This is a genomic window from Nonomuraea roseoviolacea subsp. carminata (genome assembly GCF_024172185.1).
Lineage (GTDB): Bacteria > Actinomycetota > Actinomycetes > Streptosporangiales > Streptosporangiaceae > Nonomuraea > Nonomuraea roseoviolacea.
The window spans coordinates 7061214-7073737 of sequence record NZ_JAMZEC010000001.1; the positions used below are offsets into that span (position 1 = coordinate 7061214).

General features: G+C 74.1%; 10 protein-coding genes. 8 read left to right on the plus strand and 2 right to left on the minus strand.

From position 1 onward, the window contains the following. The first annotated feature begins 43 nt into the window (after window positions 1-43). Entirely contained in the window at window positions 44-970 is a 927-nt protein-coding gene (locus HD595_RS32560) for an alpha/beta hydrolase (RefSeq protein ID WP_253775728.1), read from the plus strand. Window positions 971-1163: 193 nt separating this feature from the next. Continuing rightward, a complete protein-coding gene (locus HD595_RS32565) occupies window positions 1164-2405 on the plus strand; it encodes an acyltransferase family protein (RefSeq protein ID WP_253775730.1) in 1242 nt (413 codons plus the stop codon). Here HD595_RS32565 and HD595_RS32570 read toward each other — a convergent pair. Together HD595_RS32570 and HD595_RS32575 are read right to left on the minus strand one after the other, a co-directional pair. Further along, window positions 2369-3790, minus strand: coding sequence for an NAD(P)/FAD-dependent oxidoreductase (locus tag HD595_RS32570; protein WP_253775732.1), 1422 nt, complete (start codon window positions 3788-3790; stop codon window positions 2369-2371). The genes HD595_RS32565 and HD595_RS32570 overlap by 37 nt on opposite strands. A 254-nt stretch (window positions 3791-4044) precedes the next feature. After that, window positions 4045-4623 carry a helix-turn-helix domain-containing protein gene (locus HD595_RS32575; protein ID WP_253775734.1) on the minus strand — a complete coding sequence of 193 codons (579 nt, stop codon included), beginning with the start codon at window positions 4621-4623 and terminating at the stop codon, window positions 4045-4047. Between the two features lie 178 nt (window positions 4624-4801). Between HD595_RS32575 and HD595_RS32580 the strand changes: the two genes are divergently transcribed. From HD595_RS32580 to HD595_RS32605, 6 genes are all read left to right on the plus strand, one after another. Continuing rightward, complete coding sequence (locus tag HD595_RS32580; RefSeq protein WP_253775736.1) at window positions 4802-6568, plus strand: thiamine pyrophosphate-dependent enzyme; 1767 nt, start codon at window positions 4802-4804, stop codon at window positions 6566-6568. Window positions 6569-6656: 88 nt separating this feature from the next. Further along, complete coding sequence (locus HD595_RS32585; protein WP_253775738.1) at window positions 6657-7064, plus strand: YbaB/EbfC family nucleoid-associated protein; 408 nt, start codon at window positions 6657-6659, stop codon at window positions 7062-7064. Then, a complete protein-coding gene (locus tag HD595_RS32590; RefSeq protein WP_253775740.1) occupies window positions 7061-7363 on the plus strand; it encodes a type VII secretion target in 303 nt (100 codons plus the stop codon). Before HD595_RS32585 ends, HD595_RS32590 begins: the two co-directional genes overlap by 4 nt. A gap of 3 nt (window positions 7364-7366) precedes the next feature. Next, on the plus strand, window positions 7367-10927 hold the full coding sequence (locus tag HD595_RS32595; RefSeq protein ID WP_253775742.1) for a WXG100-like domain-containing protein: 3561 nt from the start codon (window positions 7367-7369) through the stop codon (window positions 10925-10927). Next, window positions 10924-11307 (plus strand): hypothetical protein, encoded by a 384-nt coding sequence (locus HD595_RS32600; RefSeq protein ID WP_253775744.1) that lies wholly within the window; start codon window positions 10924-10926, stop codon window positions 11305-11307. The genes HD595_RS32595 and HD595_RS32600 overlap by 4 nt, the downstream gene beginning before the upstream one ends. Before the next feature lie 19 nt (window positions 11308-11326). Continuing rightward, entirely contained in the window at window positions 11327-12496 is a 1170-nt protein-coding gene (locus HD595_RS32605) for a 4-hydroxybenzoate 3-monooxygenase (RefSeq protein ID WP_253775746.1), read from the plus strand. Window positions 12497-12524: the final 28 nt, after the last annotated feature.

The window sequence follows — 12524 nt, forward strand, 5'->3', positions numbered from 1 at the left end:
TCTCCTTGGGGTCGGGTCCCCGGCGGTTCGGCTGCGCGGAGCCGTGCTCAACCTGGTCGTCGCCGCCTCCGTGGCCGGACCGGTGTCGGCCGCGGCGCGGCCGCAGGCCGTTCCGGCGCCTGTTCCCGCCTCCATCGCCCCGCTACGAGCCCTTCCGCAGGATCTGGACGCACGGTACGCCGTCGCCCGCGAGGGCGTGCTGGCCGCCGAGCGTCTGGCCGGGCGGCGCGATGACCTGTGGCGGGCCGCGAGGCTGCGCGAGATGGCGGTCCCCGGCCGCCGGTTCCTGTTCTTCGACGGGCGTGACGGAGGCCGTGCCGCCGAGGTCTTCGGCGACCTCGCCACGGCCCGGCGGATCGCGATCGTCGTCCCCGGCTCCGACACCAATCTCGACAAGTACGGCCACCTGCACGGCGGCGCCCTGAGGCTGCACGCCGAACTCGGGGAACGATCCGCCGTCATCGCGTGGCTCGGCTATCGGACGCCCGCCACCACCAGTCTCGGGGCGTTGACGCCCGAGCTCGCCGAGACGGGGGCGCGTGACCTGCGGACGTTCGTGCGGGAGCTGCGCGCGGCCACGCCGGGCGCGCGGATCTCCCTGCTGTGCCACTCGTACGGCGCGGCGGTCTGCGGCCGGGCCGCCCCCGGGCTGGACGTCTCCGCCATCGTGTTCGCCGGCGCTCCCGGCGCGGCCGTGGACGACGCCGCCGAACTGCGTACCCGGGCGGAGGTCTGGGCCGGGCGCGGCGCCCGGGACTGGATCGCCCATGTCCCGCACGCCCGCATCCGCCTGCCCTTCGCGACGTTCGGGCTCGGGACCGATCCGGTGTCCCCGGCGTTCGGCGCCCGGGTCTTCCCGGCCGGCGACGGCGGCCACAGCGACTACCTGAGAGCCGGCTCCCTCTCGCTGCGCACCATCGCCCGCCTCGTCTCCGGCAGGGCTCCCCTCCGGGCGGTGGATGGTGCCTGACCAGGTGCGGCGCGTCGTCGCCACGACCACCGCCACCGCTCGCGCGGGCGCGCTCACTTCCGGACGCCGGCCCACCTGGTGGGAGCGACGCCTCGCCACGGCGACCCCTGCCGCACACGGGGGCCGGCTCGCCTCCCATCTCCGGCTCCATGTTCGGGTGGGCGGGGTCGTCTCCGGACGTCGGCTCTCCGGGATGGCGCGGCGGATCACCGCCGAAACCCCTCCGGACAGGGACCGGGGCGTCGACGCGCTGCGTGCCTTCGCGATCCTCGGCGTGGTGCTCGGGCACTGGCTGGTCACCGCGCTGGTCGCCGACAGCGGGGCCCTGCGCGTCACCAGCCCGTTGCGGCACATGCCCTGGCTCGCGCCCGTCTCCTGGATCTTCCAGACGATGGCCCTGTTCTTCCTGGTCGGCGGGTGGACGGCCGCCGGGAGTCTCGCCTCCGCCCGCGCTCGCGGGGATTCGTACGGGCGCTGGCTGCGCCGCCGGATGGCGCGGCTGTGCGGGCCGCTCGCCCCTCTGGCGGTCGTGTGGGGCGCGGCGGCGGTCGTGATGCTCGCCTCCGGGGTCGACGTCGCGACGGTACGGGCCCTGGCCAAGCTGGTGTGGTCGCCGCTGTGGTTCCTGCTGGTGTTCGCCGTGCTGACGGCGGCCACGCCGGTGGCCGTCAGGCTGTCTCCCGTATGGCCGTTGGCGGTCGTCGCCGGGGCCGATCTGGTCAGGTTCGGACTGGACGGGCCGGCCTGGGTCGGCTGGGTGAACGTGGCCGCCGGGTGGCTGGTGCCGTACTGCCTGGGCGCCTCCTGGGCCGGCGGCCGGGTGCCGGGGCGGCGCGCCGGGTGGGCGCTGCTGCTCGGCGGGGCCGCCGTCACCGCCGTGCTCGTGCTGCGGGCGGGTTACCCGGCCTCCATGGTCGGGGTGCCGGGCGCCCGCGTCTCCAACCAGTCCCCGCCGACCCTCGCGGCCGTGACCTTCGGACTCGCCCAGAGCGGGGCCGCCCTGCTGCTGCTCCAGCCCTTACGGAGGGTGCTGAGCCGTCCCGTCGCCTGGGCTGTCGTGGCGCTCGTCAACCTGTCGGCGATGACCGTCTACCTCTGGCACCAGACGGCCATGATCGCGGTCACCGGGCTGGGCCTGCTCGCGGGCCGTCCGTTGGCCGGGCTGCACACGGTGCCGGGCTCCGTCGCCTGGGTGGGGGCGCGGCTGGCCTGGCTTCCGGTGTTCGGCTGTGTCCTGGTGGCCTACGTGGCGGCGTTCCGGTCAGCCGAGGACGGCGTCGCGGGCCACGCCGGTGGCCGTCAGGACGGGGAGCCGTCACCGGCCCTTCGGCAAGCGGCTCCGGGCGAGGGTGCGCGCGCCCCCGGCCCGGAGCCCGGCGCGGAGCAGGGCTCCGGCGGTCAGCGGCCCGAGATCAGATCCGCGAGCCGCGCGTAGGCCGAGGTCGTCGTGCCCCTGTCGTTCTCGTGGCGGTCCGCCGCCCGGTACAGCGCGTAGATGAGCTGCACCCCCGTCCACCGCAGCGGCTCCGGCTCCCACTGCCGCACCTGACGCCCGACCCACGGCAGCGCCGTCAGCTCCGTCTCGCGCCGCAGCACCAGGTCGCGCAGCGTACGGCCGGCCAGGTTCGTCGTGGTCACGCCGCTGCCCACGTAACCGCCGGCCCAGCCGAGCCCCGTCGCGTGGTCGAGGTGGACGGTCGAGCACCAGTCGCGCGGCACCCCCAGCACCCCGCACCAGGCGTGCTGCACCCGGGCGTCGGCCGCGGCCGGGAACAGCTTGACCAGCATCCGCCACAGCAGCGCCACCGTGGACGCCTGGGTGGCGCCGCGCTGGTCGGTGCGCGAGCCGTACCGGTAGGGCACGCCGCGCCCGCCGATGGCGATCCGGTCGTCGGCGGTGCGCTGGGCGTAGATGTAGGCGTGGGCGAGGTCGCCCAGCAGTTCGCTGCCCGACCAGCCGATGTGCTTCCACACCTCGGCCGGCAGCGGCTCGGTCACGATCATGGAGCTGTTCATCGGCAGCCACTGCCGGTGCTGGCCGGCGATGCTGGCGGTGAAGCCCTCGGTGGCGCGGATGACGTAGTCGGCCTGGACCGTGCCCCGGGTGGTGACCGCGGCGGCCCGCCCGGCGCCGCGGCGGGGCAGGATCGCGGTGACGGTCGTGCCCTCGAAGACGTCCACGCCGAGCTCCGCCACGGTCCTGGCCAGGCCGAGGGCGAGCTTGGCCGGCTGGATGCGGGCGCAGTGGGGCGAGTAGGTGGCCTCCAGCGTGCCGGCGACCTGGAGCCGTTCCCGCTGCTCGTCGCGGTCGAGCGGCCGGACGTCGTCCTCCCCGTATCCCCAGGCGCGCAGCTCGGCGGTCTCGGCGCGCAGCCGCCGACGCTGCGCCGGGTTGGTGGCGACGTGCATGACGCCGCCCTTGTGGATGTCGGCGTCGATGCCCTCGGCGCGGGTCACCTCGATGACCTCGTCCACCGTGCGGAACATCTCGCGCTGCAGGTCGATCATGGCCTGCCGGCCGCGCGCCTTGGCGTGCCGCTTGCGCGACCCGGCGAACTCGGCCGACAGCCAGCCGCCGTTGCGCCCCGACGCGCCGAACCCGGCGAACTCTTTCTCCAGCACCGCCACGCGCAGCCCGGGGTCGGCCTTCTTCAGGTAGTACGCGGTCCACAGGCCGGTGTAGCCGCCGCCGACGATCGCCACGTCGTAGTCGCGGTCGCCCGGCAGGGCGGCGCGCCGCGGGGGCAGGCCGGCCTGGCGGAACCAGAAGGACACGCCGCCGTTGGCGAAGTCGGCGGTCAGCGGCACGCCGGCCTTCACGGCGCGCTCACGGCGCCGGCGCGCCGCCCCTCGGCCCGGGACGGAAGGGTGGAACAGCGGGTCACTCTGGTCTCCTGGTTCTTTCGGTCGTGTGGGTGGTTTCGGTTGGTGTCCCGCTTTCCTCTTCGGCCGCTCCCGGCGGGGCGCCGGGCGGGCGGCCCGGAGCGGTGGCGCGAGATGGCGCGGGCGCTCCGGTGGTGCAGGTTCATGTTCTCCCTTCCCCGTCGTGGCCGGACATGCGGGCCGACGAGGGGTCAGGTGGCCGGTGTGGGCGGGCTCACCACCCACAGGACCTCGGCGGTGCTCTCGCCCTCGTTGGCCACGCGGTGGGGGAGCGAGGTGCGGTACTCCACGCTGTCGCCGGGGCCGAGGACGTGCCGGGCGGCCTCGCCGGGCGGGCCGAGCCAGAGCGTGACCTCGCCGCGGATCACGAGCAGGATCTCCTGCGAGTCGCCGTGCGTGTACGGCTCGGCCCCGGTGGAGGCGCCCGGGTCGAACTCCCCGGCGTACATCTCCAGGTTGCGCAGCGGCCGCTGGGAGATGAGGTACTTGCGCGCGCCCGGCCCGGCGGGCAGCTCGGGACGCCCGGAGCGGGGCACGACCCGGTGTCCCACCTCGTCGTCCTCGCTGAACAGGTCGGCCACGGTGACGCCGAGGGCCAGCGCGATCCGGCGCAGCATGCCGACGCTCGCGCCGGCCTGGCCGCGTTCGAGCTGGCTGATGAAGCTGGCGCTGGCGCCCGCCTCGCCGGCGAGCCCGCGCACGGTCATCCGCCGCATGGTGCGGTACGCGCGGACCCGGGCGCCCAGGCGCGCCGTCTCCGACTCGCTCATCGAACCCCTCGGCCGGCTGGACTGAACAACTTGTTAAGCAGCAACGAAAGGACCGTACAGAAACCGGAGAAAGCCCAGCAAGAGGCCCCGGCATAACGAGTCCAAATCGCGACGGGAGCGACCCGCCGGAGCGCGGGCGAGGCGTCTGCTCCGCCCGGATCCGGGTAGGGGCGCGGCCATGGCTCGCATCGCATCGGAATCCCTGATCGAACGGCTCGTCGAGTGGGGCGTCGACACCGTCTTCGGCATGCCCGGCGACGGCATCAACGGCATCATGGAGGGGCTGCGCCGCCATCGCGACAAGGTCCGCTTCGTCCTCGTCCACCACGAGGAGGCCGCGGCGTTCATGGCCACCGGCTACGCCAAGGCCACCGGGAGGATCGGCGTGTGCCTGGCCACGTCGGGGCCCGGCGGCATCCACCTGCTCAACGGCCTGTACGACGCCAAGCTCGACCACGCGCCCGTGCTCGCCATCACCGGCATGCAGGAGACCGCCGTGCTCGGCACCGGCTACCAGCAGGAGGTCCACCTCGACCGGGTCTTCGAGGACGTCGCCGAGTACAACATGATGGTCACCAACCCGGAGCAGCTCCCGGCCGTGGTGGACCTCGCGGTGCGCACCGCCTACGCCCGGCGCGGCGTCGCCCACCTCACGATCCCCAACGACGTCCAGGTGGCCGAGGCGGGGGAGGCGCCGTTCGCGCACGTCGGGCCGGTCCGCGCGCCGCAGTCCACCGCGGCGTACCTGCGGCCGCCAGGGGTGCCGCGGCAGGAGCACCTGGAGGCGGCGGCAGAGGTGCTCAACGCCGCCGAACGGCCCGCCCTGCTGGTCGGCGCGGGCGCGCTGCACGCCCGCGAGGAGGTGCTGGCCGTCGCCGCCGCGCTCGGCGCGCCCGTGGTCAAGACGCTGCCCGGCAAGGCCGTCGTCCCGGACGACTCGCCGTACACGACCGGCGGCATCGGCCTGCTCGGCACCCGCCCGAGCGAGGAGCTCATGGACGACGCCGACGCGCTGCTCATGGTCGGCACCAACTACCCGTACACCAAGTACCTGCCCCGGCCGGAGAAGGTGCGGGTGGTGCAGATCGAGGCCGACCCGGCCCGCGCCGGCGCGCGCATGCCGACCGACGTGCCCATGGTCGGCGACGCCCGCGACGCCCTGCGGGCACTGCTGCCGCTGCTCCACCCGCGCGAGGACGTCTCCCACCTGCGCACGTACCAGAAGAAGACGGCCGACTGGCGCTCCGACATGGAGGCGCTGGAGAACCCGGAGCGCGACCCGATCGCGCCGCAGTACGTGGTGTCCGTGCTCGACGACCTGGCCGCCGGCGACGCCATCATGACCTGCGACAGCGGCACCATCGCCACCTGGGCCGCCCGCCACTGGACGATCCGCGACGGGCGGGAGTTCTACCTGTCGGGCAACCTCGCCTCGATGGCGCCCGGCCTGCCGTACGCGATCGCCATGCAGCACGCGCACCCCGGCCGGCAGGTGATCGCGTACGTCGGCGACGGCGGCTTCGCCATGCTCATGGCCGAGTTCCTGACCGCCGCCCGGCACGGGCTGCCGGTCAAGGTGGTGATCAACAACAACAACTCCCTCGGCCAGATCCTGTGGGAGCAGATGGTGCTCGGCTTCCCCGAGCACGGGGTGCGCTTCCCCGACCCCGAGCCGGACTACTCGGCGTGGGCCGTCTCGTGCGGCGGCTTCGGGGCGAAGGTGACCAAGCCCGGCGACGTCGCGGGCGCGATCGGCGCGGCCCTCGCCCACGACGGGCCCGCGCTGGTGGACGTGGCGGTGAACCCGAACGAGCCGCCCATGCCCGGCAAGGTCACCTACGAGCAGGCCAAGAAGTTCGCCCAGGCGTTCCTCAAGGGCCAGCCGCACCGGGCGGCCATCGCCACCACCCTGTTCAAGGACCGGATCGACAAGTTCGGCGACTGACCACAAAGGATCATAAAACGGCGTGTAATCGCCGCCTCTCCGGTCACTTCCGGCAATACTTGCACCATGGCGAACGAAGGGGCGACGGATGCACGATGACCTGCAGGCCGCCATCGAGAGCCTGGTCGAGGAGTACGACCGGCAGGTCCGCGAGGTCCACGAGGCCCACGCCCGCCTCAGCGAGGTCACGGCGACGGTCTCCGACGGCGACGTGACCGTCACGGCCGGCCCTCAGGGCAGGATCGACGAGATCGTCTTCCATCCCCGCGTGTACGGCCGGCTGTCGCCCACGGAGCTGGCCCGGGCCGTGAAGGAGCAGATCGCCAGGGCCCAGGCCGAGGTGGCCGAGCGGTCGCAGGAGATCATGGCCCCGCTCATGCCCGAGGGGCTCGACGCCGAGGACCCGGCGGGCGGCGCGTTCGACCTGGGCGCGCTGCTGCCGGACCCGCCGGTCCGGCCCGCCTCCGGCCGCCACGGCAGGGAGGACCGCCGGTGAGCGCCTGGGCCGAGGGCTTCGACGTCGCCTGGGCGCACATGCGCCGGGCCGGCTCCTGCTGGAGCACCCCCGCGGAACGGCTGCGCGAGGCGCGCGGGCTGGTGGACGGCGTGCTCGCCGCCGCGCCGTGGGGCGACGACCAGTACGGCCGGCAGTTCGCCGCCGACTTCGCGGCCCGGCTGGACGGCCTGGCCACGGGCTGCGAGCACGGCGCCCGGAACATGGACGACCTGGAGGAGCAGGTCGACACGGCCGCCCGCACCTACCAGCGGGCCGACCAGCCGGACCTCCAGGTCTGACGCGTGGACCTGCGTTCGCTGCTCGGCCCGGTCTTCCCGATCGTCGAGCCGTTGCTCGGCTGGGTCGTCGGCATGGACTACCCGCAGACCGACGGCGATCACTGCCTGGCCCAGGCCGGCGCCCTGCGCGCGGCGGCCGGGCTCTGCCGTGAGGCGGGCACCGACGGCGACGAGGCGCTGCGGCTCGTGCTCCAGTACGCCGGCGGGCCCGCCGCCGACGCGCTCAGCGGCCACTGGAAGCGGTACACCACCGAGGACCCCGCCTTCCTGGAGACGCTGGCGGCCGCCGGCGAGGACGCCGCCGACCGGCTGGAGCGCTACGGCCTCGACAGCGACTACACGCAGAAGTACATCGCGCTGTGCCTCGTCCTGCTCGCCTTCGTGCTGCTGCGCACCCGGGCGCTCGCGCCGCTGACGGGCGGCCGGTCCCTGATGTTCGAGGGGCCCGCCTGCCGTCTGGCCCGGCTGAACGTCCGGATCGTGGCGAAGATGCTGCTGCTCAGCATCGCCTCCATGACCGGCCTGGACGCCGGGGTGCAGGTCTGGCAGATCGCCGAGGGCAAGCGGCACTCCTGGGACGGGGACAAGACGGTGGCCGCCCTGGAGGGCGGGCTGCTCACCGGCCTGGCCTTCGTGGCGCTGGGCGCGGGCGTCGCCCGGCTGGGCGGCCCCAGGCTGCTCGGCGGCGGGGTGCTGAAGGCCGACATGACCGGCCGCGAGCGGGTCGCCGCCTGGCTCAGCCACACCATGGGCGGGGTCGCGACGCAGAGCGCCGTCGCCTCGGTCCTCGGCTCGGTGCCCATGCTCATGGAGTCGGGGCAGCTCACCCCGGAGAGCCTGGCCAAGGCGCTGGTCTCGGGTTTCGCCGGGGGCCTGGACGGGCGGGCGGGGCGCGGCGAGCACGTCCCGCTCAAGAGCGGCGCCGGTCTCGACCTGCCGCACCTGGGGGAGGCGCCCCGCCTGGGGGAGGCGGCGTTCACCGACAAGAGCTTCACCGACAAGGGCGTCACCGACAAGAGCCTTGCCGGTAAGGGCCTGCTGGGCGACGGGGCGGACGGGACGACGCTGGCCGGGCTGGGGCACCCGCCGAAGGCGGACGCCCCAGCCGCCGCGCGGCCGGAGGCGCCCGCGCCGGGCGGGGACCGCTCGCCGGTCGGCGCCGGCGTGGCCCACCACTTCGGCGCCGCCGACCGCCCCGGCCACGCCGAGCCGCCCGGCGCCGGCCCCCACGAGGGCGCGGCAGAGGGCGGCCACCCGGGCCGGCCAGACCACCCAGGCGACCCAGGCGGGCCCGGCCATCCCGGCCGCCGGGGCGGCGACGAGGGCGGGCGCGGCGTGCCCGAGCTCACCGACGCCCACCGGGAGATCGTCCGCCGGTCCCGGGTCGAGGTCGACGCGGGTCTCTGGTACCGCGAACCCGGCCGGCACGTCCTGCCGACCGCCGACATGCGGCTGCTGCGCCCCACCGAGGGCGTCGTGGACGTCGGCATCCAGGCCGACCGGGAGGGCTTCCTCGTCGGCGACCGGCGGCTGTCGGCCCGCGACGTCGGCGCGATGCTCGCCCACGACCCGAAGGTGCTGGCCGACCCGGACGCCAAGATCCGCCTCATCGCGTGCGACGTCGGCCAGAACCACGCCGTCCTCCAGGAGATCGCCGACATCACCGGCCGGCAGGTCGTCGCCGCCGACAAGTACGTCTACATCGGCGCCGACCGGCTGCCGCACACGGGCGGCGTCCCGGAGTACCTCCCCGACGGCCGCCCCGTCTTCCGCGAGGACGGCACCTGGCACCACGCCCGCCCGGAGCGCCCGCACGAGCAGCCGGCCGTCCCGATGGAGGTGCCCGAGCGGGCGCGCGAACTGCCCAGGGGGCCGATCGACGAGGCCGAGCTCAAGGCGCGACTGGAGCTGGGGCGGCACAGGATCAGCTTCCTCGCCCACGGCCAGCACGGCGTCGTCCAGCTCGTCCGCTTCCACGACGGCCTGGTCCTCGTCCGCAAGCTGCACAACTACGGCCAGGTGACGTTGCTCAAGGACCTGCTGGCCTCGCTCGTCGGCCGCGCCATCGGCGCTCCCGTGCCGCACATCGTCCGCGACCCGTTCAACCGCGAGGCCGTCTACATGCAGTTCGTGGACGGCACGCCCGCCGAGCAGATCCCCGCGATGGAGCTGTACCGCTACTTCTACAGCGAGGCCGGCGTGAAGCTCGGCGCGCTGGACGCGCTGGTGTCCAACACCGACCGCCGGCACGCCAACTGGCACGGCCACGGCGAGGGCCGATTGACGGCGCTCGACCTGAGCCGGTCCTTCTCGTTCGCGGAGGACCGGGCCGAGTTCGCCCAGAACGACTTCTCCCGCCACTACACGGACGTCGAGGGCGAGTGGATCGACAACCCGCTCACCCGCGCCCAGATGGAGTCCATGGTCGACGAGATCACGGCCCTGCGGCCCGCCTTCAAGGACGCGCGCCGCCTCCACTGGTACGAGTCCATGCTGGACAACCTCTACCACCTGAGCTGGCACGCCATGGGCGACGCGGCGGGAGCGGTCGCCCCGGTCCACCACTTCGGCTACACCGACGCCCCCACGGTCTTCGACGCGATCCGCGACCAGGCGCAGGCGATCTTCCAGACACGGTGGCGCGTGGCGGACGTCCTGCCGCTGCTGTTCGACTCCGGCGGGAGCCGCCGGGCGTTCGGCCTGGAGCTGGAGTACAGCCTGCCCCGGGTGCCGCCGGAGCGGCACGCCGCCGTCAACGAGGCGATCGCCCGCGCCCTGCACGAGGCCGGCCTCAGCCGCGACCGGCGGGTCCTCGACCACCACGTCGGCCACGAGCGCGGCTACGGCGAGGACGCGACCGGCTGGTGGGTCGAGACCGAGCGCACCGACGGCGTCGCCGGCGAGGTCGTCTCCCCGATCCTGCGCGACACCCCCGAGAGCTGGCGCAACCTCGCGCGGGTCGTGGAGATCATCCGGGCTCACGGGGGCGAGGTCTCGATGAGCGTGGGCGGGCACATCCACGTCGGCACGCCCGACTACCGCACCGTCGTCAACTACCTCAAGCTCCTCGACACCGTCCGGGGCAACCAGGACATCCTGTTCCGGCTGGCGCAGAACCCGCTCGCCGAGGAGGGCCTGCACCGGGGGTTCAATCACTGCGTGCCCAACGTGCCGAAGCCCGGCCTGCGGCCGTACTACTTCGGGGCGCTGTCCGAGGCCAACGGCGCCACGGCGGCCGTCAACATGACCGAGGTGCGCGGGAAGGTCGGCGACCATGTCGAGTTCCGGATGTTCGACGGGACGCTGGAGCCCGGCGTCATCCAGGCGCAGGTGCGGCTCGTCCTGGCCCTCGCCGACGGCACGCTGGCCGGTCATCTCGACGCGGGCCCGCCCGAACCGGTCGGTCACCACCGCGACCACGGCGACGACTCCGAGTCGTTCCGCCGCCTGCTGGACGGGCTGCCGCTGCGCGAGATCGACAAGGAGCAGCTCATCAGCCTGTACGCCATCACGCACTGGCAGCCGTCCGTGCTCGACCGCTACAAGTCCAGGAGCGACGGATGATCAAGATCGCGCGGGTGTTCGACGGGGTCAGGGACGGGGTGCCGTACTTCGAGCCCGGCCATCCCCGCGTGAGCGAGGCGCACGAACGCGAGCGGCTGGCCCGCTACCTGGAGGCCGGGACGCCCTTCCTGGCGACCACCGGTCTCGACGTGGACCGCGTCGACCCGGGACGCGGCCAGGTGGTGCCGGTGAGCTTCCGCACCGACGGCGTCCACGTCTGGACCGACACGGTCACCTACTACCTGCGCGTCCACCACCTGCGGCCGGACCCCGAGCTGTGCGCGCACATCGCCGCCGCCGGGTACGCCTGCCCGCCGGTCGGCCCGGAGGAGGCGGCCCGCGTCCTCGCCGAGTTCCAGCGCTTCTCCCGGGACGGCTGATCTCTGGCATGCTTCGGCCATGACTTCCTCCCCCACGCGGACTCAGGTCGGGATCGTCGGCGCCGGACCGGCGGGGCTGCTCCTGTCGCACCTGCTCCACCTGCGCGGCATCTCCTCCGTGGTGCTGGAGAGGCGCAGCCGCGCCTACGTCGAGCAGCGGGTGCGCGCCGGCGTGCTGGAGCAGGGCACGGTGGACACCCTCGTCGCGGCCGGGGTCGGCGAGCGGCTGCGCCGTGAGGGCCTGCCGCACCACGGCATCGAGCTGAGGTACGACGGGCGGGGCCGGCGCATCGCCTTCGAGGAGCTGGTGCCCGGCCGCGCCATCACCGTGTACGGCCAGCAGGAGGTGGTCAAGGACCTGATCGCGGCCCGGCTGGAGGCGGGCGGCGACATCCGGTTCGGGGTGGAGGACGTGGCCCTGCACGACCTGGAGGGCGAGCCGTACCTGACCTTCGACGGCGGCCGGCTCGACTGCGACGTGATCGCCGGCTGCGACGGCTTCCACGGCGTGTCGCGGCCGTCGGTGCCCGAGGGCGTGCTGACCCTGCACGAGCGCGAGTACCCGTTCGCCTGGCTCGGCGTCCTGGCCCGTGTCGCCCCGTCGTCCGAGGAGCTGATCTACAGCCGCACCGAGCGCGGCTTCGCCCTGCACAGCATGCGCACGCCCGAGATCAGCCGCTTCTACCTCCAGGTGCCGCCGGACGCCACGCCGGAGGAATGGCCGGACGAGCGGGTCTGGGCCGAGCTGCGGGCCCGGCTGGAGACCGTGCCCGGCTTCACGCTGGCCACCGGCGAGATCCTGGAGAAGTCCGTCACGCCCATGCGCGGCTTCGTCGCCGAGCCGATGCAGTACGGCCGGCTCTTCCTCGCGGGCGACGCCGCGCACATCGTGCCGCCCACCGGGGCCAAGGGGCTCAACCTGGCGGTGGCCGACGTGCGGGTGCTCGCCGAGGCGCTCGACCGGTTCTTCGCCACGGGCTCGGCCGACCTGCTCGACGGCTACTCGCGGGCGTGCCTGGGCCGGGTGTGGCGGGCGCAGCACTTCTCGTGGTGGATGACGACGCTGCTGCACACCTTCGACTCCGACGACGCCTACGGCCGGCGGCTGCAGGTGTCGCACCTGGACTACGTGACCTCCTCGCGGGCGGCCGCGACCACGCTGGCGGAGAACTACGTCGGGCTCTCCTGACTCCGTCCGCACTGCCGTTGTTGACGCC